Below are 24958 nucleotides of genomic sequence, written 5' to 3' on the forward strand. Positions count from 1 at the left end.
TTGTCAATCAGCTGACTGTGGCCCCGATCCTTTTACAAACCATTGATCGATTTCATGACGAACCTGTGTCGGCTGTTCTAAATGGATACAATGTCCAGCATTAGCAACGACTTTGATGGTCATCTCTGGTTGCAGCTGCTTCATTTGGTGGGCGATTTTCCGAAACTTTAAATCTTTTTCCCCGGCTAAATAAAGAATTTCACAAGCTAGCTGCGGAAGTGCCGACCAACAGCTTGGCTGTTTGCCAGTACCACCGTAAACCAAGCTTACTGCCAAGCCAAATTTATTTTGCTGCAAGCGTCCTTGGCGTACAGCAGCCTGCTGCACTAAGGGCAGCTCCTTTTGACTAGCAAACAACGGCAGTTCTTGCCAGTAATCGACAAAATCGACCAAAGGCTCCCTTAGTAAGCGCAATCCTAAGCGGCGATCGTGCCGCTGACGAGCGAGTCGTTCTGCTGGATCAGCCAACCCGGGGGAACCACTCTCAAGCAAAAGATGGGTCACTGCAGCTGGTTCCTTGACTGCCCAGACAAGTGCGATTCGTGCCCCCATCGAGTAGCCATAAAGACCATAGCGTTCAATCCCTAACTTCGCTAAAAGCTGTGCGAGATCCTCCACCAGTAAAGGAAGTTCATAACGCATGGGATGGACATAAATCGATGACCGTCCATGTCCAATCAAGTCGACTGCCAATACATTATAAGAACCTTCCTCTACAAAAACCGGTCGAAAACTTTCCGAAGAACCCGTGAAGCCATGCAATGCCACAAGGGTTGGTAAGGCTGGTCGGTACGGTTGCAACCACTGATAAAAATAACTGACGCCATTTATCGTGTCCCTCATTGCTGCGCTCCCGCCTCGCTAAACTGCTGTTGCAGTGCTTGCCAAGTGTTGACCGGATCTTTTTGCTCACCCTTCACTTCGATTATTTGAAAACGCGGCTGTTGGCTTGTTTCCGTTAAAATCGTTTGAAACTCTAGCAAAGAGGTCGGTGTGTGCCAATCTGCCTCATATAAGGCCGCCACTTTTTGAAACTCAAGGTCTAACGGCGTGCCAAAGAGCGGGACAAAGTCGTTTGGTTCTAAGGTGTTTTGTGACAAAAAGGAAAAGATCCCACCACCGTTATTATTCAGTAAAATGATCGTTACTGGCAATTGATACTGACGCAGTAGTTGTAGGCCGTTCATATCATGGTACAACGCTAAATCACCAATCAACAAGTAGGTAGGCTTTTGACTGGCTGAAGCAATCCCAGCTACGGTCGAGACAAGGCCGTCGATCCCATTGACGCCCCGATTTCCATACACTCGATAAGTGGAGGAAGTTTTGCTGCCGTAGCGATCAAAGAAACGGATCGCATTGCTGTTTGCCAAAAGAATTTGCGCTTCTTCAGGTAGACATTGTTGGAGCATGCGCACAGCGCTGCTCTCATCCCATTGTTTCAACTGCGGACTTGCAGCAATCACCTGATCTGCCCGCGCTTGAAGTGCTTGCCATTGTTGTTGCCACGCCGTATGTTTGACGATCGGCAACTGGGTGATGGCCACCACGAAAGTGCTGATCGCTGCTTCGATCAAATAGTTTGCCCGATGCAACTGGTCTTGCCACTGCCCCGATGGATCAACAAAGAGCCACGTCGTCGTATCCGCTGCTTTGTTCAACCATAACAGGACATTTTTAGTGACTGGTAAGCGACCAAAACGCACGACCACCTCTGGTTGGAAGGCAGAAGTCAATTGCGGGAAAATAAGATCGGCTTGACTGATAAATGTTCCTACTTTGGTACCGGCTGTCGCCAAATTGGTCAATGGATCGCCGACAATCGGCCAGCCTAATTTCTCTGAAAAAGCCAGCAACTGCTGCGCTTCTTCGATCGTAAGGCTTTCTCCAGCAATCAGAATACCTTTTTTATCAAAGTAAGGGGCTAGCTGGGTGATCATCTCAGCTGACAGCTCTTGTTGTGGTGCCAGATAGCTCACGTCTTGCTGAATACTGCATTGGCGACTAAAGTCAGGCAACAGCGGCTCCCGTAATGGAAAGTTGATTTGGACCGGGCCTTTCGGCTGTTTTTGCGCTTCGATCGTGCAAGTTGTAGCTTGCCAAAAACTATAACGCAACAAAGCAGGATCGTTTTCTGGCACCGTCATCTCTACCATCTTTTTGACGTGAGAGGCATACAAATTCTGTTGGTCCATTGCTTGTGGCGCCCCAACGCCCCGCAGTTCTGGCGGGCGATCAGCCGTTAAGACGATCAATGGCAAGTTGGTGGCCTCTGCTTCACAAATTGCTGGATAATAATTGGCTGCTGCAGTTCCAGAGGTACACAGTAAGATCGTCGGTTGGAGATCAACTTTGGACATCCCTAAAGCAAAAAAAGCAGCCGAACGTTCATCGACAGCCACCATACAGGTGATCTCAGGATCACGATGCAATAGTAGCGCCAATGGCGTTGAGCGTGAACCGGGACTAATAACCGCTCGCTTCGCACCCGCTGCTTTTAGTCCTTGGATTGCCGCTAATAAATAGTCTGTCATGACTGTCTGGTTATTCATCTCCTAAGATCCCTCTCCTCATCGGTTGAAATTTTAACCGTGTTTCTTGACGTTCGGATTCCGCATCTGAATCGGCAACGATCCCACAGCCTGCATACAGCGTTGCTTGATTGCCGCTAAAGAATCCTGAGCGGATGGCCACTGCAAACTCGCCAATATCTTCTTGAATACCCAACCAACCGATCGGTCCACCGTACATCCCTCTGCTGGCTGGTTCATGGGTACGAATCCAAGAGACGGCTGCTTCTTTCGGTTCTCCCCCCAATGCTGGGGTCGGGTGTAGTTTTTGCACGGCGCTCAGAAAGTTGACTCCTGCTTTTCTTTGCCCTGCTAAAGGAACAAACAAATGCTGAATGTCACGATTTTTGATGACGGAGCGGGCTTCTGATTGAAAACCGTCAGCTAACAAAGTAGCCAATGCCGTTTCCAAGCGATCGACAACTACTTGATGTTCATGGGTATTTTTTGCGTCCGCTAAGAGGGCTTGTGCCAGTGCCTCATCTTCTTCTTTGGTTTTGCCTCTTGGCGCGGAACCTGCGATACTTACCGTTTCAAACTGATCGACAGTCGCTTTTAGCAAGCGTTCTGGCGTCGCACCAGCAAAAACATGGCCCCCATGTTCGATGGCAAAAAGATAGGTATTCGGCTGCTGTTGCGCCAACCGTTGCAACACCCCAGCACTAATGATCGACTGCTTCGTTTCTATCTTCATTCTCCTGGCCAGAACCACTTTTTTCAACGGTGTTTCAGTCGAGCGAATGGCTGCCACTGTCTCTTCGACCGCTTGCAGCCATTGGGGCACCTCTAGTTCCTCTTGTGCCTGAAAAGCAGGCGTTTCTGCTACAAGACTCTTGTCCGGGTTGGCATTCAACCAGCTTGCGACTTTTTCCTGTAAGGCAGCGACTTTTTGTTGTCGTTGTTCCTCGGAAGAAGCGGCTACTGTATAAACGACGCCACACTGATCATCAGTTTTGCTGACCAGTATTTCTGGCAACGCAAAGAGACCGGCACCTAGCTCAGCCCAATCCTGACTGACTTCTGCCTGTTCATCAAAAGCAAAACCACCAACCAACTGCGCCTGCAAAGGTGCCTCTGGTTGATAATGGGCTTGCTTTAAGAGAGAGCGGACTTCTGAAAAGTCTGCAAGTTTGGGTTGCGAAAAAGTGGCTAACCAACCCAACCCTACCAGACTAGTCGTTTCATCAGGGGTACGCCAGAAATAGCGTTCCCCTTGATATTCTTGTGCCGCTGCATAAAGAGCCAGTAAGTCACACCTTTTTAAAGGCTGATACTCACTCAAATAGGTTTTCCCGGCAGCGATCGCTGCTTCATAATTACTTGATGATTTGCTGTTCAATGTAGTTCACTCTTTCTTCACTCAGCAATAGCCGTTTTAAAAGTTTGCCGCTTGCTGTGCGCGGCATTTCTCGCACGTGATAAAAACGGCGCGGAAATTTATAATGGGCGATCTGCCCTTCTAATGTATCCAACAACGCTTGGAGTCGGACGGACTCATTTAACGTTAAATAAGCCGCGACAGATTGTCCCCACTCCTCGTCTGGTTCCCCCACCACAGCTGCCTCTTTGACCGCTGGATGCTGCAACAAGGCTTGCTCCACTTCTGCGGGATAGATGTTTTCTCCACCAGATATGATCAGTTCGCTTGCACGACTGACTACATACAAAAAGCCCTCTTGATCAAGATACCCTAGATCTCCTGTGGCAAACCAGCCCTCTTGATCCCACTGCTGTGGACTGCGATCGTTTAAGTAACGGGTCGTGATCGCCGGTCCTTGCAGTTGGATCTCTCCGATCGACTGGGTACTTTCAGCAGTCTGATGATCTGCCATTTTCGCATCAACCGCAATTCGTAAATGGACACCTTGCAGGGTAACCCCTGAGGAGCCGATTTTTTCTGAAGCTTTTTCTGGCGGCAATGCCACCACTTGTGAACAGGTTTCTGTCATCCCATAGGATTGGATCACAGAAAGCTGTTTTTGCTGGCATTTTTCCAATACACTTTTGGCAATCGGACCGCCGCCTAGCAGTACATAACGCAACGAATCAAAGCCTTGTTGGGGCACCAACGGCAGCAAATCTGTCAACATTTTCGCCACCAAAGAAACGATCGTCCCTTTTCCTGCCTCAAGATCTTTCGCCATTTCTCCAGCATCAAAGCGCTCATACAAACGAACACTCATTCCAAGTCGCAAGGAACGCAAGAGAATTGATAATCCACTGATATGATACAGCGGAACTGCACAAAGCCAACAATCCTCACTAGTGATCGTTAAATTCTTTTGAGTTGCTTCGGCACTTGCTAGATGATTCCTAAAGGTTTGCGGCACACCCTTGGGATTGCCCGTCGTACCGGATGTATACATAATCGAAGCTACTTGTTCTGCTTGATAGATTGCTTTATTAGGAACAAACGAAGGATCAAAAGAACTGGCAAGAGCCTTCGCCTGTTCCATCGCTTGTCCAAAGGTCAGGCTGCGAACACCCGGGACCGCTGCCTGATCCGCCGTGATCACCCAGTCGCAGTGGGCATCTTGCAATTGGAAGGTGATTTCAGCGGCTGTCAATCGCGTATTCAACAGCTGGACTTCGATCCCCAACTCCCACAATGCAAGGATCGTAAAGACCATTTCAGGGGAGTTATTGCTAAAAAGGGCTACCCGGTTTGGCAGAACAACGAATTGGGCTTGATAATAAGCAGCATAAGCATAAACCTCTTTTTGCAAGGCAGCAAACGACCAGCTTTTTTCATGCCAATAAAAAGCTGGTCGTTCTGGATGAAGTTGTGCTTGCCTTTGCAGCCAACTCCCAGTCATTATGGGAATTTAGGGAATTGGTCGAAGTCTGGTTGACGTTTTTCTTTAAACGCGTCACGACCTTCTTTGGCTTCATCCATCGTGTAATACAATAAGGTCGCATCGCCGGCCAATTGCTGAATGCCAGCTAATCCGTCCGTATCGGCATTCATTGATGCTTTGATCATACGTAACGCCAACGGGCTCTTTTGCAGCATCGTTTCGGCCCATTCCATCGTTTCATCTTCTACTCGATCAAGAGGAACGACTGTATTGATCCAGTTCATCGCCAATGCTTCTTCGGCAGTATATTGTTTTGTCATGAACCAAACTTCCTTGGCTTTTTTATGTCCGATCGTCCGTGCAAGATAGCCCGAACCATAGCCACCATCAAAACTACCGACATTTGGTCCTGTTTGACCAAATTTAGCATTGTCAGCGGCAATCGTTAAATCACAAACTAATTGTAAAACATTCCCGCCGCCGATCGACCAGCCTTTGACCATGGCGATCACCGGTTTTGGCAACGTGCGGATCAAGCGTTGCAGATCCAATACGTTTAAGCGAGGAACCTGATCTTCCCCAACATAGCCACCGTGACCACGGACTTTTTGGTCTCCGCCTGAACAAAAGGCTTTGTCGCCGGCGCCTGTCAAAATAATCACGCCGATGCCTGGTTCATCGCGACTGATTGAAAACGCATCAATCATTTCAAACACCGTTTTTGGTGTAAACGCATTGTGGACTTCTGGGCGGTTGATCGTGATTTTCGCCACTTTTCCATGTTGTTCAAATAAAATTTCATCGTACTCTTTTAAGGTTTTCCATTCTCTCATTACTTGTTCCTCCTCAATTCACATAGCTCTATTATACACATATCTAGTCGCTTTTCGTTAGAAATTGCTTTGTTTAAGGGAATTTCTTAAGACTTCTCCACCTGTTGCTGTCTTTCTTAGAACTTCGGCTATTTCTACCAAAACTCGTGCTATAATCATGGTAACTTTCTTAGAAAAAGGAGCAAAAAATGAACTTACTAGAAGCTTTAGAAATCGAAGTAGAAGCAGCAACAGCCGATTTTGTTCGTTTACGGATGCCAATCAAAGAACAGCACAAACAGCCTTTTGGTCTCGTTCACGGTGGCATTAACGGCGTTTTGATCGAGACTGCCTGCAGCATCGGCGCCAATCAAGCTTTGGCTCAAGAAGAAGCCTTCGCCGCCGGCGTTGACCTACAAGTCAACCATCTAGCCGCCGCTCAAGAAGGAACCCTGATCGTAGAAGCTAGTCCTGATCGTATCGGCGCTCGTATCCAAACTTGGCAAGCCACTATTTGGTTAGCTAGCGGGTTAAAAACAGCCGTTGGTCGCTGTACCTTGACGACAGTGCGCAAATAATTCTTTTCGCTCCTGTGTTGTAAACACGGGAGCATTTTTGGCCTGCTTTGAAGAAAGATGCCATCAGTTAACCCCTTATCAAAGATATTCTTTCATTATAAAGATATTGAGAATATGAGCGTAGTTTTTTCAAAAGGTACGTTGTTTTTTTACAGAATAGGGGTCTTTCGTTATAATGTAGCTAAGAAAGCGAGGCTTATTATGAAAAATAACCGATTGATCCACTTTTTAGGCGGCAAAACAAGCTATTATGTCTTAGGACTGATTATCTTGTCGGCAGTTGCTGTCTTTTTGCTAAATCAGATTTCTTTTTTATTTACACCCTTTTCAGCCATACTTACAGCTATTATCCCACCCTTTTTATTTGGGCTGATCCTTTACTATCTGTTTAACCCGGTAGTCGATAAATTGGAATCGAAAAAAATTCCCCGCAGTGTTTCGATTGCTGGGATCTATCTTTTGATTCTTTTATTGATCGTCTTTGCTGGTTTCCAGCTTTACCCGATTTTGGAGCAGCAAACCACCGATCTGATCAACAGCTTACCGAGTTTGGTCAGTGACTTTGAGAAAAACGCGACCGCCTTTTTAGAAAATACCCCGTTTCAAGATGAGATGGCACAAATTACAGACACATTGCAAAATATTACCAACAACATCATGAGTTTTATTGGAGACTATTGGGAAACTGGTGCTGCTGGGCTCAGCAGTTTGTTTTCAACGATTTCGACCTTGTTCATCGCTTTGTTTACGGGACCGATCATTGCCTTTTTCTTATTGCGCAACCCCAACAAGTTTTATTTTTCAGTTCTCTCGTTAGTGCCACCACGTTTTCGCAAAGACTTTAATGAAATCGTCAAGATCTCTGACATACAAGTCGGTGCCTTTTTGAAAGGACAAATCATTTCTTCCTTGATTTTAGGGGCGATCTATTGGGTCGTTTTCCTATTGATTGGCTTAGAGTATGCCAGTATTCTGGCGATCGCCGCTGGTCTGCTTTGCATCATCCCCTATATTGGTCCTTTTATCGTCTTTTTCCCGGGACTTTTCATTGCCGCACAAGACTCCACCGGGATGTTGGTTAAATTTTTGATTGCTTGGTTTGCTGTACAGTTGCTTCATGGGGATTTAGTCGTGCCCCGTGTGATGGGTGACCGATTGAAAATTCATCCTATTACGATTCTGGTTGTTTTATTAGTGATGGGTGATTTGATGGGGATCGTTGGGGTGATTTTCGGGATTCCAATTTATTGTCTGCTAAAAGTTCTTGTCGTTTACGTGTTCCGCAAATTCAAGCAGCGCTATAACCGCTATTACGGTCAAGAAGGCAAATACTTCCACAGTGCCTTCACTAGCAAAGATTACCTAGGTGACGAAGACAAAGACACCAAGAAAAAAGCTTAAAAAAACTGTCGCGAATCGTTGGTTCGCGGCAGTTTTTTGGTCTATTTTATTTCATCTCATGTTCCAAAAAGAAATGATAGAGTGCCCCTAATAAGTTTGCATCGTTTTGAAATTTGCACGCTTGGATCTCCGGCTTCGTCAAAGTCTGCTGCAAAATCGGTAAACTAGCTAGCAGTTGCTGATACTGACGGTCGATTTCTTCCACTACGATCGCTTGGGCACTGATGCCACCGCCAATCACGAAGCGCTCTAAGTCGATCACGGCTTGAACATTGAGCATGACACACGCGATTTCTCGGCAATACGCTGTAAACAGCGCCCAGACCTGTGGCTCTTTCTGATTGATGGCGTCAAAAACTGCTTCACCATCCGCAAGATCAGCTAAGCCTAGCAGTTGGGCGCTGCGGCGAATCATGGCGACCGCTGAACCGCTAAAACCTGCCAATTGCTGCAGGGTCAATCCCTGATTATTTGGTTGCTCAGCGTTTTCTGGAGCATCGCTTCTCTTAGTGGCATTTAGTAGAAAACTTAATTCCCCGGCTTGAAAATGTGCACCTTGGATCAGTTTTCCCTCAACGATTACGCCACCGCCCAAACCAGTACCTAATGTTATGGCAGCTCCGTTTTGAATCCCTTTAAGGTTTCCTAGCCACCATTCAGCTAATGCGGCTGCTTTGCCATCGTTGGTCAAAGCCAGCGGCACTTGGTACTTTGCCAGCAGCTGTTTTAAGGAGACCCCATCTAAAAAAGGCAATGCCCCGCCAAACGAGATTGTCCCTGTCTCTGGGTTGACTTTTCCCGGGGTACTAACCGCAATGCCCCGAATGCTTCCATGAACGTCCTCAACGATCGTTTCAATCCCCGTCAAAAATTCCGCAAGACTTTTCGGCGTATCCATCCGTCCTCGTGTCAGAATATTCCCCGAGCGATCAATGACAGCCGATTTGATTTTCGTGCCGCCGATGTCGATGCTTAAATAGTTTTTATTCACTGAATCCCACCTTCTGATTCTACTGCCCATCGCAGGACGGTTTTGGCTTTATCTGGTGAGTCTTTTCGCGGATCAGACAAATAGATTTCTCGATGCTGGAACGTGTCCATCGTTGGACGGATCACTAACTGTTCTTGTTTTAACAGCTCCTTCATTTGCGCAAATGTTTCCGCTTCAGTATCAAAAGAGCCTGTATGCATTGCTTGCAGACACAGTCCTTCTTCATAACGTTCAAAGATGAGCTTCTCTAGATTTGGATTGTCTTTCTTCTCTTTGACTGCCAAGAGCTGTTCTTGAAACAGTGTTTCCGTGACTGGCTCTGGTTGGCGAATCATGATTTTATAGATCAATTCTTCTTTGTTGATGGCACCCTCTGGCTTTGTCAGAGAGGTCCACACACCTTCTAAAGGAAAGACCGTGTATTCAAAGGGTTCATTGCCAAAAGCTCCTTTTTTTAACCCCATCCTGAGTGAATAAGAAATCGTATATAAAGCGGCGATTTCTTCGCTGAATTCAGGACGATTCGGATCGCCGCTGCCGCTCAAACTGATAAATTGATACGTTGGCACCTCGATCACTGTTGGTTTTTTGGGAAGATAAAGCTCTTTTTCTAGTTTGCGCCATTCATACTTCATAAAAGACCCTCCTCGATTTGCTTTTCTTTATTTTACCATGAAAAAGAAGGGACATCGCAAAAACAGTTATCCCCTCAACTGCAAAGGGACGATTGTTTTTTCTATAGAGATAATGTAGCTACTTGCTGTTTCCCCAACTGCTCGTCTTATGCGGCTTCTTGTTCTTCTTTCAGCAATTTTGTGTCATAAAACTTCGCAAATGGAAAATAGATCAAGAAAGAAACAACTGCACAAACAATGGCAACGACGCCTGCACGCCAGTCTCCACCGGTGCCAATAAAACCACCAAGTCCAACGGGTGTTGGGAAAGGAATATTGGCGATCATGGGACGAATCAATTCCATCCTTGTGGCAAAATACGCGATCGTGGCGGATGCCATCGGTGCTAACAAGAAAGGAATTGCTAAATAAGGATTATAGATGATCGGCACCCCGAAAATAATCGGTTCATTGATATTGAAAATCGACGGGACGATGGCAGCTCTCCCTAATACTTTCATCTGTTTCGATTTAGCAATGTAGATCATAAATAAGGTAAAACCAAGGGTTGCTCCCGAACCACCTAATGTCACGTACCCGTTGGTAAATTGGCCTGCTAATGGGAAACTCGCCCCTTCAACATTGGCAGCTAAATTAGCTAACATGATCGGGGTGATCAGTGGACTAATGATATTGAATCCATGAATCCCTACCAACCACAAGGCATGCGCGAGGAAGTAAATCACCATGATTCCCAACCAACTATCCGTAAGGTGGGTAACAAACCCAAACGGAATTGCCACTAGTTGAAAAATATCCGTCCCAAAAACAACTAAAACACCATTGATGGTCAGAACCACAACTGCCACTACAAAGGCTGGTATCAGTGCTGTAAAACTACGAGCCACACCTTCAGGCACTTCTTCGGGCATTTTGATGACCCAGTTGTTTTTTACACAGAGACGATACAGCTGAACGGCAACGACCGCCATCACGATACCGGTGAAAATACCAACAGTTCCTAGACGTGCGACTCCATCGGCACCAATCAACCAGCCATTGATCAGCCCTTCTTCCACATCATTCATCCGTGTCATTTTTCCGCCGTCAAAAACAAGCTGAGGAATCGACATCAATGTAGCAAAAACACCTAACAACGCCCCATTGATCGGCGTCAGGTCGAGATTCTCCTCGACTTGAATGATCTTGGAATACTCATAGCCCAGAACGATACAAAAATATAATGCCAATAACCCCATGGTCGTACTATTTGCTAACATATACAAATCACTGAAATTCAAAAAAGTCGCTTCAAAAAAGTCAGCTAAAAACGGAAACGTGATCGGTAAAATGTTGAATACTAAAAACATTGAGCCTACGATCGTAAAAGGAATCGACGCCATCCCTGCCGCCATGATGCTACGAACGATTTTGTATTGGGAAATCTTTCCCATCGGACCCATTACTGCTTTTTCCAAAAGTTGAAATAGTTTATTGTTCGATTCTGTCAATTCAATCACCCTTTCTTTCTATCTCTTCAAATTCACGTATCCATTGCCATTGTCGATCTTTATTACGAAAAATTTTCTTCAGTTTTCTGATACCACTCCAAGCAAAGACGCCACTTATCCAGAGAACTATGCGAACATACTCCGTACTTTGCGAGGTGAAATAGGGGAAAATAACTTCTGTCACTCCAAAAAAAGTCAATAAAAAAAGAATGGCCATTGTCCCCATTTGAAGGCGTAAATACCAAGTAGTAAAAAAGAGTTGCTTGCGGACGATGGTTGCGTGGTGTCCATATAAGCGGATAAACTCACTGATCGCTCCCATTGAAAAAAGCAACAGGCTCAGTGGAACCACACGCAGCCATTGCCCTGCCAAAGAAGCAGCTAACAGCCAATATAGGTTAAAAAAGAAAGAGAATGCGACTAAGTACCGCAAAAACAACAGACGTTGAAAATAGAGATTTTTCTTCGTCAGTTTTTGCGATGCATCTCTTTGCGCGACTTTTGCTTGCTTACTCGCCATCTGCACTCCTGCATTGGATCGCTTCTTCAAGGCGATTCATCTTTTGATAAATCCTTAGCATTTCTAGTGCAACCTCTCTGAGGGTCATGGTTGTCATCAAATGATCTTGTGCATGGATCAACAAGATATCGCAGGTAAATGAGGTCCCTGAAGCATATTCTTGCAGCATTTTTGACTGGATGCGGTGGGCTTTGACTAATGAATCATTGGCTGTGTCCAACAACTCTTGCGCTTCTTGACAACTACTGATTCGCATCTGTTCAAAGGCTTGATGAATCATCGTGCGGGCATCACCGCTTGCTAAAATAAGTTCAAAGGATATTTCTTGTATTTTTTCACTATCCATAGCCTGCCTCCATTTATTTCGTACTTTTTTCTAATGCAATGCTTTCTTTGACTAACTGTGCTAATTTCTCGATTCCGATTGGGATCGGAATATACGCTTGCGGGGGAATATTCACGATTGGTTTGCCGTATTTATCGGCGCTTTTCTTTAAATTGGCAAAATGCATTTTCGTTTGCGGGCTAACTAGATATAAATCGTAGTCATCCTTGGCGATCGTAGCGATCCCCTCTGAAGCAGAGATGGCATCGATCCTCACTGACCAACCTTCTGTGGTTAAAAAGCTTGTTCCTTTTTTGGCGATCAACGATGAAGACATGCCTGCTGCACAAATTATCAATACTTTTTTCATTTCCCTTCCTCCTTCTATGAAACGCTTCCATTTTGTTGTATCTGTTCCTTTTTTCTCCCCTCCTTCGTGCTATAAAAAATCCTTGAGAACGATTCACTATCTGCTGATTCTTACAGGTAGTAATCCTTCTTCACATAAATAGTATTACATATCGAGTACTTTGTAAATGCAATAAAACTCTATTAGTGATATAAAACATTAATTTCTTTCTGCTTCTATCGTGTCATAGTAGAATAATTTTGTGGAGGGGATTTCATGTTTAAAGATCGTTTAAGACAGTTGCGGAAAACGCGATCTGGTTTAACACAAGCAAAAATGGCAAAATATTTAGGAATCGCCAAAACAACCTATGCTTCGTATGAGCAAGGCAATCGGATGCCCGATATTGAGATCCAAAAAGAACTTGCTGATTACTTCAATGTCAGTCTCGATTATTTACATGGACGTCCGAATGATTTGGAAGCCCTCTCTATGAAACAGATTCGTGTGGCTTCAAGAATCAATGAGGACTTTACTGAATATCAACTATCTGAAATCATTACCTTTATCGAATTTATAAAAAACCGTCCAGAGTAAACGCGATACTATTCTGCCTTTTTTCTCTGGCTAACTTGTGGTGCTGCTTCATTACCTAAAGAAAAAACTGCTGTCAATGTCTCACAAGGAAACATTGACAGCAGTTGAAGGGCCTCGGCTCTTTTTTTATTGTCTTACAGTATCATTAGCAGCAAAGCGTTTTGAAAAATGTTGTTCTAATCGCTTTTGCCCGGCTTCAATCAAAATGCACAACAGCCAATAGATGATGGCAACTAGCACGTACATGGACATGTAATCAAAAGTTCGTCCGCCAACGATCTTAGCTTTTTGAAAAATATCAGGAATCGTGATCATTGCTGCCAAGGAGGTCCCTTTCAACAAATCCATTGCCACATTACTCAAAGCCGGTACAGAAATACGAAAGGCTTGCGGCAAAATAATCAGACGCATCGTTTTCGTAAAGGATAACCCTAACGCATAGGCAGCATCAAATTGCCCACGATCCACACCAGCAATTGATCCTCGGTAGATTTCCCCGATAAATGCGCTGCTGGTCAATGTAAAACAGATGATCGCAGCACTAAGCGCCGACAATTGATAAGGCAAGCCAAAATACAGTAGGAACAACAAGACCAACGCTGGGACGCCTCTTAGAAATGAGAGATAGCCCCGCACGAACCCTCTAATGATGGGGTTTTCCAGCATCCCTAAGAAGGTGAGCATGATCCCTAAGAGGTTGCCACCTAGAAAAGAAACGACAGCAATGCCGACCGTATAGGACAAGCCCGACAGCAAATAGGGCAATGAGTCCCACATCAACGGCAAATCAAGGGTTGGAATATACATTAGTCTGTTTCAACCGTTTGGATCGCTTGATCAGATTTTACTGAAATATCGGTTTGAAAATACGTTTCTGCAAGTTCTTTTAAACGGCCGTCTTCTTTCATTTCTGCTAAAACAGCATCCACTTTTTCCTGCAATGCTTTATGATCCTTCACAAATAAGAAGCCCGTTTCATTCGGATTAAAGTAGACATCTTCTAAAATTTTTACAGGGATATCTGGCAAAGCAGCAACCGCCATTTTTTGCAAATAGTAATCATTCAAGATCACATCCGTTCGACCATTCGCAACATCTGTCAAATACTGATCATTCGTTGCGTTGTCGTAAGTCACTAATTCTGCCCCATAAGATTCGGCTAAGCGCATGTAGCTGGTATTCGGTTCACCAGCAGCTTTTTTGCCATCCAAATCTTCTAAAGAAGCAATCCCTGAGTCATCACTTTTACGCACGATCATACTATCGAACGAGTATTTGATAGGCGTTGAGAGACTGAATTTTTCCGCCCGTTCATCCGTCAAACCAAAATCGTTGGCAGCAAAATCGGCTTCTCCACGTGTTAAAGAAGAAACTTGTCCATCGACATTGTACTCTTTAAATGTGATCTCTACGCCTAATCGTTTGGCGACTTCTTTTGCCACATCGACATCATAGCCCACTAATTCATTTTCATCGTTATAGTAAGACGATGGATACAAGGTTCCCGAAGTAGCAACAACCAATGTTTTGGCTTCTTCCACCTTGCTTAGACTTGAGTCTTCTTCCGTTGGTTTGCTGCAGGCACTTAACAGGACCCCCGTAAATAAACCTAAAAAGCCAACCATTGCAACGATTTTCCCTTTTCTAACTTGTTTCATAATATCCTCCTCTTAGTTTCCTTGTTTTGGCAACAGAAATCGTTGCTGTGTTTCAAATAAATAGCCGACTTGGAAAAGCAGATCTTCTCTGCCTTTAGACGCCATAAATTGGATCCCTAGCGGCAACCCTTCCTCGCTAAGAGCAGTTGGCAAGCTGATGGCTGGCTGCCCCGTTAAATTGGCTAATTGAGTGTAAGGTGTCAGAGTATAGCTCTTGGCAAACATTTCTTCGATCAACTCACCCGCAGCACTTTTTCCAAGCGATTCGATCTCATGCAGTCTTTGGCGAATGCTATCGCTTTGTAAGTCTTCCTCGATCAAAGGGGCTGGAAAAGCCGTCGTCGGTGTTAAAAAGAGATCATAGGTCGAAAAGACTTCTTCCATTTTTTCTGCCAGCTGATCCCACCACTGCAAGGCAAGAACGTAATCGGCGGCCGGCAGTTTTTTGCCATATTGGTAAAGTGCCCAGGTCATCAATTCCATCTCTTCCCGTCTGACCGGTTCTTGACGAGCAGCATCGATCTCAGCAAACATCGCAGCTGTTTCGCCACCATTCATGGCGTAATAAGTGGTCATCATTTGCTGACCATCCACTGGATAGCCCACTTCAATGACTTCGTGCCCCTGCTTTTCTAAAAATGCGGCTGCACTTCGGACTGCTTGGATGGCAGTTTCAGACACTTGTCCACCGGTCGGCGATGCGGTAGTAAAAGCAACCTTCAACCGCGGTTTTTGACTCGCTTGCTGATGATGCCATTCTACTTGCGGTGCCTGATAAGGGGCTGCCGGCTGTGACGTCCGCAACGCATAAAACAACTGTTCCGTATCACGCATAGAAAGCGTCAACGCAAAGTTGATGGAAGCGCCTTGCCAGCTGCGCCATTCACTAGGACCCACTGGCATCGTGCCACGGGTTGGCTTCAAACCGATCAATCCGCTAAAGGAAGCTGGAATGCGGATCGATCCGCCGCCATCACTGGCACCTGCAATCGGAAACATCCCCGAAGCCACTGCCGCTGCCGCACCACCACTGGAACCACCAGCTGAATAGGCAGGATTCCACGGATTACGTGTAGGCCCATACAATGTTGGATCAGTGATATTTTTGAATCCAAATTCTGGTGCATTGGTTTGCCCTAACGGCACAAAGCCCGCCTCTTCTAAACGAGAGACAAAATGAGCCGTGCGGCTGGCTCGTGCTTTTGCAAACAGTTTGGCTCCTGACGTTGCTGGCCACCCTGCTTTGGTTTGGCCGAGTATTTTTAACGGCATGGGTTGTCCACCAAAAACCGTTTTTTGAAGATGCTGCTCGTAATGCTGGATCGCTGCTTGCGGATCAAATGTTACAAGCGCATTCAAAAGCGAATTTTGTTGATTGACTTTTTCTTCGATCATCGCCACCCGCTCGGCAAAGCTGATTTGTCCTTGCCGCAATTGTTCCGCCCAATAGGTCGCATCTTGCATGCTTGTCCCTCCTTTTTCTCAATAACCTCAAACAATTATCTAAACTGTAACACATGAAAAATTCTTCTTTATATAGACTACAATATACCAAACACTAGGAAATCTTTCAACAAAAATAGAACAGTTTTTAAACCTGTATCACATCGTTATCAAACGTTCCAATCTTTTTACTACTGGCTGTCCACCAACGCTTTCTCTTAGCTGCCCGAATCATTACCTAACAAAAACGGCACATCGCCAAACGATGTGCCGTTTTGATTTACTTGTATTTTTCTTCCAGCTTGCTCATCCAAAGACCTAACCAAGCCCCCAAGACAAACAAGATAATTCCGATGACGGCTGTTACCCAAGTAAAGCCGCTATAGTTTGCCACCGGAGGAATCACGATCAATATCGTTGAGGCAATAACGATCCCTAAAATGAAGTGATAGACTTTTGAATGATAATGGCTCAATAGCCACTCCATCAATTTCGAAAACAGCAGCATCACTGCCAAGCCGCCAATGGCGATCGGTAGAAAGACCCCCATGATGTCAAAGCTCTTAAAGCCTTTCAACATCGGATCATAAAGGCCCAAAACGAGCAAAAGGTTTGAAGGACTCAAGCCGGGAACCAAAACACCTAACGCGATCAGACCGCCGGCGATCACAAAACCAATGAAATTGGCAGGGATCGTTCCTAAGATATCGCCCATAAAATAGAGGAACAAGAAGCCGATGACCATACTGCCGAAGAACCAAAGCAGGTCGCCGGTTGTCCGTTTGCTTTTCAAGGTCGATTCTTTAGCAAGTGCTGGTAACGTCCCAATAATTGCCCCCGCAAAGCCCCACAAAACGATGATTTGATAGTTTTGCAGCAGCCACTCTAATGGCTTTGATAAAAGCCCGATCCCTACGATTCCCCCGATCCCTACTGGCAGGAAAAAGAGGAGATTCTCTTTAAAATTCTTCGTCAGATGTGCCATAAAGCGCAGCATCCGCTCATAAATGCCTAAGATGGCTGCCAATACGCCACCTGAAACACCAGGCAAGATAAAGCCCAAGGCAATCACCACGCCTTTAAGAAAACGTGACAAAATACTTTCGTTTCTCTGTTTTTCCATTTACAATTGCTCTCCTTAGCGATGGTTTTCACCAATCGTTCTTTTTTCATCAATCCCTTTAACTATACTTGATTGCCAAAAAAATGGAAAGTAATTTCTAATTCCTCATACAAAGGCAGATTTCAAAGTTCTTTCAGCATCAAGAAATCCGTCTGCTCATCATCCCCCATAAAAAAGGAATGACTGCCAACTCTTACAAAGCCCATCGTATGATAAAAAGCCAACGCATTGTCGTTAAATTCCCAAACACCTAACCAGATCGACTTTTTCTGCAGCGCTTTGGCGGTCTCTTGAGCAAACAGCAGCAGTGTTTTGCCATAGCCTCTGCGCTTATGTTCTTTTTTGATATAGATTCGTTCAATTTCCAACCCCTCTGGGGCAATCGCTTCCGTTTGCGCCTCACCCCAGTTAAGTTTGATATATCCTACGGTTTGATCATTTTCTTGTAAAAAATAAAACGCCGATTGCGGATTTTCTAACTCTCGGGTCAGTTTCGGCAGATTGTAGGCTTCTTCTAGATAGATACGAGTATTTTCCTCCGTATTGAAAGGAGCAAATGTATCGTAATAGGTGGATACGCTGATTTCTCCCAATTCTTCTAAATCTGCCAAAGTACATCGTTTGATAGCCATCAAAACGCCTCCTTTTTTATCAAGCTATTCTATCACATCTCCATTATCCCTTGCAAAAGCAAAAAGGGCGGACAGCTTTCCCCACTGTCCGTCCTTTCATAGACTTACTCTTTTATAACCAAGAGCCAGAAAACTGATGGATCACCATCGTACTCGGATCTTCCTCGACCTCACCCGTGATATAGCTTTTTGGTGAAAACGTCATTTGCGGGAAGATCTCTACGCCCTTAACGGTTTGTCGTTGATTATTCAATTCTAATCCGTGGTTTTGCAGCAGTTCCGTCACTCGGATCACATTGGTGACGACATCTTCCGTTTTTTCTGCCCGGACAAATTTTCGGTCATCGTAATCGTGGTACCATTCTTCCATAAAGGGATGGTGCGGAACCGCTCCAATGATCCCAGTAGAAATCTTGGTTTCGATCTCAAAGCCCATAAATGCCTCCAGTGTCAAGAGCTCATCTAAAGGTTTGACCACCTCGATATCAGTATCCATATAAATACCGCCTTCTGTCACTAACGCATACAAACGAACCACATCTGACACAAATGCCCATTCTTCTTGGTCATAGGCCTCTTTTAGATAAGGACCGAATTTTGAAAGGTCGATCGTTGATTCATCCCAACGTTTGATCTCATAATCCGGACAATATTTTTTCCAGGTATCCATGTATTTCTTTTCTTGTTCACCTAATGCATTGCCGCCAAACCAGCAATAATGAATAATTTTTGGAATCATCAATCTCTCTCCTTTAGTTTATTGGTCTCTTTTAAGTGTAGCGGATTTTGCAATTGTTTCAAAATCATATACACTTTTTACGGCGAAAAGAACTGTTGGCTCTGCTCTTCAGGATCAGAAAGGATCATTGAAAAAAGCACCTGAGTCAACGACTCGAGTGCTTTTTGAGGGATTGCTTATAAATAATGATTGTCCCGTAAGACGGCTTTTTTGATATCTGCCACCGTTTGCGTCCCCGCAAGCTGCATGACCATCTCCAATTCTTTTTTGAAGAAATCAAAGACTTGTTGAACACCAGTGGCACCACCTAGAGCCAACCCATAGATCACTGGTCGACCGATCGCCACTAGATCTGCTCCGCAAGCAATCGCTTTAAAGACATGCTGTCCTCGCCGTACCCCGCTATCGAAGACGATCGGCGCCCGACCTGCCACTGCTTCAGCCACGATCTGCAAGGAATCAAAGGAAGCTGGACCACCATCCAATTGGCGTCCCCCGTGATTTGAGACCCAAATCCCTTGTGCACCTGCCCCTAAAGCTCGTTCCACATCTTCTTCTGATTGCACCCCTTTGACATAAACTGGCAAGTCAGATTCTTTGGCGATAAAAGCGACGTCCTGGGGACTTAATTTTTGTTTTGAGGAGCCGTAAACGGCATCCATCGTTTGTCCGATCCCTGATTGATAAGCCTGAACGATCGGCATTGCCAACGGAAAGGTGAAGCCATTGCGGCGATCCGTTTCTCGATTGCCCCCCACGGTTGCATCTGCGGTCAAAACGATCGCTTTGGCGCCATTGCGTTTTGCCATCGCCAAGATGTCTTTGTTAATACCATCGTCTTTACTCATATAAAACTGGAACCACTGCGGCGCTTCTTGACCTCCAGCCGCTCGGATTTCTTCCAACGTACAAGAGGCATACGAACTCGCCGTATAGATCGTGCCAAAACGTGACACACCTTTGGCTGACGCTTGTTCTGCCGCAACATTTGCTAAGCCGTGGGCAGCCACAGGTGCCATAATGATTGGCGCTGACAACGTGTCACCGCCAAAGGACAACGTTGTGTCCGGTAATTCAATGTCCTTTAAGACATGAGGAATGATCAATTTGTGATTGAAGGCGCGTTCATTTTCTTGATAGGTAAAAATATCCCCCGCACCACTGCTGATATAGCCATACCCACCTTTAGGAATCACTTCCTCTGCCGCGATCTCCAAATCGCGCATATTGATAAAATCGATTGCTCCTTCTGCGGTACTTGCTTGATAAATTTTTTCCATGCCTTTCCCTACTCTCCAATAAGATAACGTTTACATTTTCATCCTACCCCTGATTGCAGGATCACGCAACTCATTCGCTCACTCCTGTCAAATAGGCTTACTTTACTTTTCCACTCAAGACAGCCCTCCATTTGAACTAGCTGAATTATTGTTTTGTTCGTTTAACATATTCTGCCAATAACAACGGCTGAATCGTTGGATATGTCCAACTGACAGGCGGCTTTACCCTTACATAGATTGCTTCGATCTCTGAGGTCAACTCATCCTCCAACTCCGTGATCTGGGCTTCGAACACCAAGCCGTAATCGGTCTCCCCGTCTTTTTCTACCCCATAGATAAATAACGGCTCTAGAGTAAAGTGCTTGGCGCCTGTTTCTTCTTTTCATTCACGGGCAGCACACTCTGTGATGCTTTCTCCTAGTTCTCGCTTGCCTCCAGGGATCTCCAAGGTGTCTCGTTCTTTGTGTTTGACATAGACGAACTTTTCTTGGTACTTGCTGATGATCACGGCAAAAACTAGCTGCTCTTCTGCGATCTTTTCAAGATCGAATATCGTTACGTTACTCATTTTTCTCATTCCTTTCAAAAAAGCAGACATGTTTCTAAAATAAACAGTCGTTAAATCAAAAAAAGTGCTGATCCCTTATGGAAAGGGTCAGCACTTGCAACTTATTACTCTTCTTCTTCCGCCATGAATGTGTTGAAGACTTCTTCAATCATATCCCATTCTGCTTCTGTTTCGATCTGTTCTAATTCACCTTCAGAACCGTCTTCGTTTTCAATATAAGCGTATGCTTGTAATTCAACGTCTTCTTCTTCTGGTACGCCTGCTGGATAAAGCAAGACGTAGTTGCGGCCGAATTCTTCCGTACCGTCAACCGTTAATAGAATTTCGTATAATGTTTCATTTCCTTGATCATCGATTAAAGTAATGTGTTCATGTCCTTCATGATCGTGATCGTGGTTATGATCGTGTGTATGTTCTGACATTTATTTTCCTCTTTTCTGTAAATTAAAACAGCTGTTTCCCAGCACCATCTAAATAATTCTGCAAAATCATGACTGCTGCTAATTTATCAATCACTTTTTTTCGTTTGGCACGCGATGTATTCGCCTGTTCTACCAGCATTCGTTCTGCTTGAACGGTCGTCAGACGTTCGTCTTGGTAAACGACCGGCAAACCGAATTGCTGTTCGATCGCTGCGCCGTAAGCCATAGAAGCTTCCGCTCTAGGTCCGATCGTATTATTCATATTTTTAGGTAGTCCTACCACAAAACGTGAGACTTCATATTCTTTCACCAATTCAGCAAGTCGATCATAACCGAAATTGCCTTCATCTTCATTGATGCGAATGATCTCGATCCCTTGTGCTGTCCAGCCCATTGGGTCACTGACCGCCACGCCGACTGTCCGCGAACCAACATCCAATCCCATGATTCTCATTATAGGTTGATCCCGTGATTGCCTAAATAATAACGGATCAGAACTTCCATGATCTCATCCCGTTCGTGACGACGAATCAAATTCCGGGCATCCCGATAACGAGGAATGTAAGCCGGGTCGCCAGAAAGGAGATAACCGACGATTTGATTGATCGGATTGTATCCTTTTTCCTCTAATGCTCGGTAGACGATAGCTAATGTTTCGCTGACTTCTTTTTTACGGCTATCATCAAAATCAAAGCGAACTGTTTCATCTGTAAAACCCATTTCACGACACCTCTCTTTTGTATAGATTTTAGCATATGTTCCTACTATATTGTACTAAACGTTTGATAAAACTACAAACATATGCTTAGATTTTCTTCATTATAACAAAGGTTTATGATGTTTCTATGAACTTTCTTAAAAAAAGCTAGAAAGCGCGATAGACATACTGGTTTTCTGGTGCTTCAATCGTCTTCTCTTGGTCTGCTACCACCATCGGCAAGTCTCGTTTGAAGGGTTGATAGTACTTCGATTGGATCGTCCCTTCCACGTGGAGCCACTGGTTATTTTCTGCAGTCGCTTGCTGCGGCAATTCCACCCGTAAACCGAAAACGCCTGAATCAGCCACACAATGGATAATGCCAAAACGAAACAAAAAGATTTCATTGGCATCATCTTGATCTGCATGGTACACAAATCCATCATAGGTGATTTTCTTACCAATGAATTCACTCGGGTACGTATAGATCAACTCCATGACTTCCAAGTAATTTTCTTCCGTTACCGCAATCGTCTCATCTTTGGCGTAACGTGCCAAGGCTGCATCCATCTGAGTGTCATAATCTTCTTTGTTAAAATAAAGACTTGTATCGGGTTTCAGATATTGGGTCGTCATTTCTGGATCCCCCACAGATTCTTCACTTAGGGGGAAATTAAACCCTTTTGCTTCAACGATCGTCGTATCCAAGCTAACGGTGGGAAAAAAGAGACCCACGATGATCGGTAAGGCTAATAGAAAATACGCAATCACTCGTTGGTATTTTTTCTCTAATCCATGCTGGTGCTCGTCGTCATGATGATGCTCGGGCTCTTGTTTGACCCAAAAGTACAGCTGGACCAAAGCCAACAATAAAGAAATGATCATAGATAAAATAGCGAGATAGCGATAATGAATGTTGATAAACTGATTGAGTTTGCCCGTCACTTGCAAATACATCATTAATTCAAAATAGCCTGATAAGATCAAAAAACGAATCATTCTTTACACCACCCATGCATAAATTGAAACGACGATTGCGACTAAACCAACCAGAGAAGCGATAAAACGCCCCGAAAAGTACCGCTTCATCATCAACAGGTTTTTAATATCTACCATTGGACCAAAAACCAGGAAACCGACGACTGGTCCAGTGCCGAATAAACTCAACAACGAAGAGCCGATAAAGGCATCTGCTTCGGAACATAGGGATAATGTCAGTGCCAACAGCAGCATGACGAAAACCGCTAACAGCTTCGTGGAGCCTAATGTCAGCATCAAGCCAGTTGGCAGATAGGTCTGCATCGCTGAGGCGATCAACGCACCAATGATCAAATAACGCCCAGTATCGAAAAACTCATCCAAACTATGCTGTAGCAAATGACGAATCTGCCGAAGAAGCGGATGACTGGTCTTTTCTGTTTGATGGTGGGCGTGATCATGCCCATGATGGTGTGGGTGAGCTACTTGCTCATTCCCGCCACTTAATTGATTGGCAAGCCGTGTTTTTAAGACCTCTTGTTTGTTAAAATACGCCAGCCAGATCCCCACGACCATTGCGACCAATAAGCTGCCCAGTACACGCAAAAAGGCGAACTTCGCGGAATTTCCAAAGGCAATGAATGTCGAAAAAATCACGATAGGATTGATGATCGGTGCAGTCAGCATAAAGGCAAACGCCGTATACACTGGCACGTCTTTTTTTACGAACTGATTAACGATCGGTACGATCCCACACTCGCAGGAAGGAAAAAATACCCCCAGGCCACAACCAACAGTGATCGATGCCAATTTGTTTTTTGGTAAGAGTCTCGTGACTCTTTCTGGCGTCAAGAAGACTTGTAAAGCACCTGATATCAAGCAGCCCAATAGGACAAAGGGCAAGGCTTCAATGACGATAGATAAAAAAATAACACTCATTTGCAGGACAGAATTCGGTAATGCCTGAAACATAACTTTAACCTTCTTTATCAATAAATTCGAAACGCTGGAATTACTATACGTTTTTTCCTTTTTTTATACAACGTTTTTTTTAAAGCAGTCTGTTTTTTTAATCGTTGCTTTAGATTTTCCTTATCTTTAAATCCTTCTTGTTCACCTAAATGATCAGCAACTAGCAGATATTTTGACTTTTCCTCAAGAACAGCGTACATTTTCCATGGAGGAATGACTTATGCAAAAAAATCAACCGATCCAAGAGAGGCTCGCCCAACATCCGTTGGCACTACTCTATCTCTCTCAACCAAATTGCAGTATTTGTGTTGCGGACAAACCACGCATCCAAACACTGGCACAAACCCAACAACTCCCACTATTTACCATCAACACGCTGACAGAGCCAGAAGCAGCCAGTTTATTTTCGGTCTTGACGGTTCCCGTCGTCCTCTTGTTCGCAAATGGGAAAGAAGTGCATCGCGAAGCCCGCATCATCGATTTCACACGTTTGACTCAACAAATCTTGCGGTATCAAGAAGCACTCACAAGCGTTGAAGAGCAAGATTCCTACGAATCACTTTTTGACCAGTTAGACGAGTAAGTTCAGTGAATGAAAGCAAAAAACAGCTGTCAGATCCTTGTATATACTACGATCTGGCAGCTGTTTTGCTGGTTCCTATTTATGTGATGCGATTATTCGCTTAGTGATGGTTCTTCTACTGGTTCTTCATGGGACAAGACGTTGCCTGAATGCAAGAAATAAATCAATGTTTGCAATTCATTGGTTAAGTCAACGTTTTGAATCAGCACGCCTTTTGGTGCAGTGATCCGTGCAGGTGTAAAGTTCAAGATTCCTTTAATGCCAGCTTTCACAAGCTCGTTCACTAAATCTTGTGAATGTTGTGCGGGAACCGTCAAAATAGCCACATCGATCTGCTGGATCTTCACTTGTTCCTTCATGTCATCCATTGGATAGACCGGCACACCATCTACGATTCGACCAACTAGATCTTCATTGACATCAAATGCAGCACTGATCCGAATGCTGTTGCTTTGGTGAAATTTGTATTTCAACAAGGCGCTCCCCAAGTTTCCGACACCGACTAAAGCTACATTCGTCATGTGGTCTTCGTTCAATGTCTTCGCAAAGAACTGCATCAAGCTTTCAACGTCATAGCCATAGCCGCGTTTTCCTAATTCACCAAAGTAGGAAAAGTCGCGGCGGATCGTCGCACTATCAACTTGAACAGCTTCACTTAGTTCGGTCGAAGAAACTTTTAATTTGCCAGCTTGGTGCAAAATACGCAAGTAACGATAATATAAAGGCAATCGCTTCGCTGTTGCCTTTGGAATTTGATGATCTTTCAAAGAATACTCCCCCATTGTGAAAAATTCACT

Annotated in this window: 28 protein-coding genes and 1 pseudogene; 4 read left to right on the forward strand and 25 right to left on the reverse strand. The window is 44.7% G+C overall.

Features of this window, described 5'->3' with window-relative positions; genetic code table 11:
- Positions 1-3: 3 nt before the first annotated feature.
- The 5 genes from menH to menB are packed head-to-tail and all read right to left on the reverse strand — an operon-like array spanning position 4 to position 6201.
- Positions 4-843: a 2-succinyl-6-hydroxy-2,4-cyclohexadiene-1-carboxylate synthase gene (gene menH / locus IGJ26_RS12555; RefSeq protein ID WP_194199258.1), complete on the reverse strand. Its 840-nt coding sequence runs from the start codon at positions 841-843 to the stop codon at positions 4-6.
- On the reverse strand, positions 840-2552 hold the full coding sequence (menD, locus tag IGJ26_RS12560) for a 2-succinyl-5-enolpyruvyl-6-hydroxy-3-cyclohexene-1-carboxylic-acid synthase (protein ID WP_086316486.1): 1713 nt from the start codon (positions 2550-2552) through the stop codon (positions 840-842). The genes menH and menD overlap by 4 nt, the downstream gene beginning before the upstream one ends.
- Complete coding sequence (locus IGJ26_RS12565) at positions 2545-3909, reverse strand: isochorismate synthase (RefSeq protein ID WP_005234289.1); 1365 nt, start codon at positions 3907-3909, stop codon at positions 2545-2547. The genes menD and IGJ26_RS12565 overlap by 8 nt, the downstream gene beginning before the upstream one ends.
- A complete protein-coding gene (gene menE / locus IGJ26_RS12570) occupies positions 3887-5386 on the reverse strand; it encodes an o-succinylbenzoate--CoA ligase (RefSeq protein WP_194199257.1) in 1500 nt (499 codons plus the stop codon). Before menE ends, IGJ26_RS12565 begins: the two co-directional genes overlap by 23 nt.
- The gene (menB, locus tag IGJ26_RS12575; protein WP_005228595.1) at positions 5386-6201 is read right to left on the reverse strand and encodes a 1,4-dihydroxy-2-naphthoyl-CoA synthase; all 816 of its coding nucleotides are present in this window, start codon (positions 6199-6201) and stop codon (positions 5386-5388) included. The genes menE and menB overlap by 1 nt, the downstream gene beginning before the upstream one ends.
- Positions 6202-6389: 188 nt before the next feature.
- Here menB and IGJ26_RS12580 point away from each other — a divergent pair, with 188 nt between their 5' ends.
- Entirely contained in the window at positions 6390-6758 is a 369-nt protein-coding gene (locus IGJ26_RS12580) for a PaaI family thioesterase (protein WP_005234285.1), read from the forward strand.
- Positions 6759-6959: 201 nt separating this feature from the next.
- Positions 6960-8159, forward strand: a complete 1200-nt coding sequence (locus IGJ26_RS12585) for an AI-2E family transporter (protein ID WP_060792815.1) — start codon at positions 6960-6962, stop codon at positions 8157-8159.
- 46 nt (positions 8160-8205) lie between these two features.
- Here IGJ26_RS12585 and IGJ26_RS12590 read toward each other — a convergent pair whose 3' ends face one another.
- The 6 genes from IGJ26_RS12590 to IGJ26_RS12615 all read right to left on the reverse strand — a co-directional run bounded on the left by IGJ26_RS12590 (position 8206) and on the right by IGJ26_RS12615 (position 12490).
- Positions 8206-9150: an ROK family protein gene (locus IGJ26_RS12590; protein WP_086316488.1), complete on the reverse strand. Its 945-nt coding sequence runs from the start codon at positions 9148-9150 to the stop codon at positions 8206-8208.
- Positions 9147-9785 (reverse strand): GyrI-like domain-containing protein, encoded by a 639-nt coding sequence (locus IGJ26_RS12595; protein ID WP_086316489.1) that lies wholly within the window; start codon positions 9783-9785, stop codon positions 9147-9149. Before IGJ26_RS12595 ends, IGJ26_RS12590 begins: the two co-directional genes overlap by 4 nt.
- A 146-nt stretch (positions 9786-9931) precedes the next feature.
- Entirely contained in the window at positions 9932-11284 is a 1353-nt protein-coding gene (gene celB, locus IGJ26_RS12600; protein WP_016612675.1) for a PTS cellobiose transporter subunit IIC, read from the reverse strand.
- Positions 11277-11795 (reverse strand): hypothetical protein, encoded by a 519-nt coding sequence (locus tag IGJ26_RS12605; protein ID WP_016612676.1) that lies wholly within the window; start codon positions 11793-11795, stop codon positions 11277-11279. The genes celB and IGJ26_RS12605 overlap by 8 nt, the downstream gene beginning before the upstream one ends.
- Entirely contained in the window at positions 11785-12141 is a 357-nt protein-coding gene (locus IGJ26_RS12610) for a PTS lactose/cellobiose transporter subunit IIA (protein ID WP_016612677.1), read from the reverse strand. The genes IGJ26_RS12605 and IGJ26_RS12610 overlap by 11 nt, the downstream gene beginning before the upstream one ends.
- 13 nt (positions 12142-12154) lie before the next feature.
- Positions 12155-12490: a PTS cellobiose transporter subunit IIB gene (locus IGJ26_RS12615; protein WP_086316491.1), complete on the reverse strand. Its 336-nt coding sequence runs from the start codon at positions 12488-12490 to the stop codon at positions 12155-12157.
- A 255-nt stretch (positions 12491-12745) separates the two neighbouring features.
- Here IGJ26_RS12615 and IGJ26_RS12620 point away from each other — a divergent pair, with 255 nt between their 5' ends.
- Positions 12746-13066, forward strand: coding sequence for a helix-turn-helix domain-containing protein (locus IGJ26_RS12620; RefSeq protein WP_005228576.1), 321 nt, complete (start codon positions 12746-12748; stop codon positions 13064-13066).
- Positions 13067-13192: 126 nt separating this feature from the next.
- Here IGJ26_RS12620 and IGJ26_RS12625 read toward each other — a convergent pair whose 3' ends face one another.
- The 13 genes and pseudogenes from IGJ26_RS12625 to IGJ26_RS12685 all read right to left on the reverse strand — a co-directional run bounded on the left by IGJ26_RS12625 (position 13193) and on the right by IGJ26_RS12685 (position 23578).
- Positions 13193-13873 carry an amino acid ABC transporter permease gene (locus IGJ26_RS12625; protein WP_086316492.1) on the reverse strand — a complete coding sequence of 227 codons (681 nt, stop codon included), beginning with the start codon at positions 13871-13873 and terminating at the stop codon, positions 13193-13195.
- On the reverse strand, positions 13873-14724 hold the full coding sequence (locus IGJ26_RS12630) for a transporter substrate-binding domain-containing protein (RefSeq protein WP_005234276.1): 852 nt from the start codon (positions 14722-14724) through the stop codon (positions 13873-13875). Before IGJ26_RS12630 ends, IGJ26_RS12625 begins: the two co-directional genes overlap by 1 nt.
- Positions 14725-14736: 12 nt before the next feature.
- Positions 14737-16188, reverse strand: a complete 1452-nt coding sequence (locus IGJ26_RS12635; RefSeq protein ID WP_005234274.1) for an amidase — start codon at positions 16186-16188, stop codon at positions 14737-14739.
- A gap of 259 nt (positions 16189-16447) precedes the next feature.
- On the reverse strand, positions 16448-17290 hold the full coding sequence (locus IGJ26_RS12640; protein ID WP_010749839.1) for a DUF368 domain-containing protein: 843 nt from the start codon (positions 17288-17290) through the stop codon (positions 16448-16450).
- A 122-nt stretch (positions 17291-17412) separates the two neighbouring features.
- Positions 17413-17922 carry a GNAT family N-acetyltransferase gene (locus tag IGJ26_RS12645; protein WP_016612680.1) on the reverse strand — a complete coding sequence of 170 codons (510 nt, stop codon included), beginning with the start codon at positions 17920-17922 and terminating at the stop codon, positions 17413-17415.
- Positions 17923-18034: 112 nt separating this feature from the next.
- Positions 18035-18661 carry a glycosyltransferase family 32 protein gene (locus IGJ26_RS12650; RefSeq protein ID WP_430599671.1) on the reverse strand — a complete coding sequence of 209 codons (627 nt, stop codon included), beginning with the start codon at positions 18659-18661 and terminating at the stop codon, positions 18035-18037.
- A 176-nt stretch (positions 18662-18837) separates the two neighbouring features.
- Positions 18838-19941, reverse strand: coding sequence for an alpha-hydroxy-acid oxidizing protein (locus tag IGJ26_RS12655; protein ID WP_008380802.1), 1104 nt, complete (start codon positions 19939-19941; stop codon positions 18838-18840).
- A gap of 145 nt (positions 19942-20086) precedes the next feature.
- Positions 20087-20509, reverse strand: a pseudogene (locus IGJ26_RS12660) (NUDIX hydrolase).
- A gap of 104 nt (positions 20510-20613) precedes the next feature.
- Positions 20614-20931 (reverse strand): DUF1292 domain-containing protein, encoded by a 318-nt coding sequence (locus tag IGJ26_RS12665; RefSeq protein WP_005228559.1) that lies wholly within the window; start codon positions 20929-20931, stop codon positions 20614-20616.
- A 22-nt stretch (positions 20932-20953) separates the two neighbouring features.
- The gene (gene ruvX, locus IGJ26_RS12670) at positions 20954-21385 is read right to left on the reverse strand and encodes a Holliday junction resolvase RuvX (RefSeq protein WP_005234242.1); all 432 of its coding nucleotides are present in this window, start codon (positions 21383-21385) and stop codon (positions 20954-20956) included.
- Positions 21385-21651: an IreB family regulatory phosphoprotein gene (locus IGJ26_RS12675; protein ID WP_005228556.1), complete on the reverse strand. Its 267-nt coding sequence runs from the start codon at positions 21649-21651 to the stop codon at positions 21385-21387. Before IGJ26_RS12675 ends, ruvX begins: the two co-directional genes overlap by 1 nt.
- A 145-nt stretch (positions 21652-21796) precedes the next feature.
- The gene (locus tag IGJ26_RS12680; RefSeq protein WP_008380795.1) at positions 21797-22627 is read right to left on the reverse strand and encodes a TIGR03943 family putative permease subunit; all 831 of its coding nucleotides are present in this window, start codon (positions 22625-22627) and stop codon (positions 21797-21799) included.
- 3 nt (positions 22628-22630) lie between these two features.
- Entirely contained in the window at positions 22631-23578 is a 948-nt protein-coding gene (locus IGJ26_RS12685) for a permease (RefSeq protein WP_101699271.1), read from the reverse strand.
- Positions 23579-23798: 220 nt separating this feature from the next.
- Between IGJ26_RS12685 and IGJ26_RS12690 the strand changes: the two genes are divergently transcribed.
- Positions 23799-24161, forward strand: coding sequence for a thioredoxin family protein (locus tag IGJ26_RS12690; RefSeq protein WP_008380790.1), 363 nt, complete (start codon positions 23799-23801; stop codon positions 24159-24161).
- A gap of 92 nt (positions 24162-24253) precedes the next feature.
- Here the strand turns inward: IGJ26_RS12690 and IGJ26_RS12695 are convergent, their stop codons facing one another.
- Positions 24254-24928: a redox-sensing transcriptional repressor Rex gene (locus IGJ26_RS12695; protein ID WP_005228549.1), complete on the reverse strand. Its 675-nt coding sequence runs from the start codon at positions 24926-24928 to the stop codon at positions 24254-24256.
- Between the last annotated feature and the right edge of the window lie 30 nt (positions 24929-24958).

The sequence above is a fragment of the Enterococcus sp. AZ095a genome (assembly GCF_050546735.1).
Lineage (GTDB): Bacteria > Bacillota > Bacilli > Lactobacillales > Enterococcaceae > Enterococcus_D > Enterococcus_D entomosocium.

Bases quoted from the DNA above. Each gene is read 5' to 3' on its own strand.
- menH (WP_194199258.1), bottom strand. From the start codon at position 843: ATGAGGGACACGATAAATGGCGTCAGTTATTTTTATCAGTGGTTGCAA.
- menD (WP_086316486.1), bottom strand. From the start codon at position 2,552: ATGAATAACCAGACAGTCATGACAGACTATTTATTAGCGGCAATCCAA.
- menE (WP_194199257.1), bottom strand. From the start codon at position 5,386: ATGACTGGGAGTTGGCTGCAAAGGCAAGCACAACTTCATCCAGAACGA.
- menB (WP_005228595.1), bottom strand. From the start codon at position 6,201: ATGAGAGAATGGAAAACCTTAAAAGAGTACGATGAAATTTTATTTGAA.
- IGJ26_RS12580 (WP_005234285.1), top strand. From the start codon at position 6,390: ATGAACTTACTAGAAGCTTTAGAAATCGAAGTAGAAGCAGCAACAGCC.
- IGJ26_RS12585 (WP_060792815.1), top strand. From the start codon at position 6,960: ATGAAAAATAACCGATTGATCCACTTTTTAGGCGGCAAAACAAGCTAT.
- IGJ26_RS12595 (WP_086316489.1), bottom strand. From the start codon at position 9,785: ATGAAGTATGAATGGCGCAAACTAGAAAAAGAGCTTTATCTTCCCAAA.
- IGJ26_RS12605 (WP_016612676.1), bottom strand. From the start codon at position 11,795: ATGGCGAGTAAGCAAGCAAAAGTCGCGCAAAGAGATGCATCGCAAAAA.
- IGJ26_RS12610 (WP_016612677.1), bottom strand. From the start codon at position 12,141: ATGGATAGTGAAAAAATACAAGAAATATCCTTTGAACTTATTTTAGCA.
- IGJ26_RS12615 (WP_086316491.1), bottom strand. From the start codon at position 12,490: ATGAAAAAAGTATTGATAATTTGTGCAGCAGGCATGTCTTCATCGTTG.
- IGJ26_RS12620 (WP_005228576.1), top strand. From the start codon at position 12,746: ATGTTTAAAGATCGTTTAAGACAGTTGCGGAAAACGCGATCTGGTTTA.
- IGJ26_RS12625 (WP_086316492.1), bottom strand. From the start codon at position 13,873: ATGTATATTCCAACCCTTGATTTGCCGTTGATGTGGGACTCATTGCCC.
- IGJ26_RS12630 (WP_005234276.1), bottom strand. From the start codon at position 14,724: ATGAAACAAGTTAGAAAAGGGAAAATCGTTGCAATGGTTGGCTTTTTA.
- IGJ26_RS12635 (WP_005234274.1), bottom strand. From the start codon at position 16,188: ATGCAAGATGCGACCTATTGGGCGGAACAATTGCGGCAAGGACAAATC.
- IGJ26_RS12640 (WP_010749839.1), bottom strand. From the start codon at position 17,290: ATGGAAAAACAGAGAAACGAAAGTATTTTGTCACGTTTTCTTAAAGGC.
- IGJ26_RS12645 (WP_016612680.1), bottom strand. From the start codon at position 17,922: ATGGCTATCAAACGATGTACTTTGGCAGATTTAGAAGAATTGGGAGAA.
- IGJ26_RS12650 (WP_430599671.1), bottom strand. From the start codon at position 18,661: ATGATTCCAAAAATTATTCATTATTGCTGGTTTGGCGGCAATGCATTA.
- IGJ26_RS12655 (WP_008380802.1), bottom strand. From the start codon at position 19,941: ATGGAAAAAATTTATCAAGCAAGTACCGCAGAAGGAGCAATCGATTTT.
- IGJ26_RS12665 (WP_005228559.1), bottom strand. From the start codon at position 20,931: ATGTCAGAACATACACACGATCATAACCACGATCACGATCATGAAGGA.
- ruvX (WP_005234242.1), bottom strand. From the start codon at position 21,385: ATGAGAATCATGGGATTGGATGTTGGTTCGCGGACAGTCGGCGTGGCG.
- IGJ26_RS12675 (WP_005228556.1), bottom strand. From the start codon at position 21,651: ATGGGTTTTACAGATGAAACAGTTCGCTTTGATTTTGATGATAGCCGT.
- IGJ26_RS12680 (WP_008380795.1), bottom strand. From the start codon at position 22,627: ATGATTCGTTTTTTGATCTTATCAGGCTATTTTGAATTAATGATGTAT.
- IGJ26_RS12685 (WP_101699271.1), bottom strand. From the start codon at position 23,578: ATGTTTCAGGCATTACCGAATTCTGTCCTGCAAATGAGTGTTATTTTT.
- IGJ26_RS12690 (WP_008380790.1), top strand. From the start codon at position 23,799: ATGCAAAAAAATCAACCGATCCAAGAGAGGCTCGCCCAACATCCGTTG.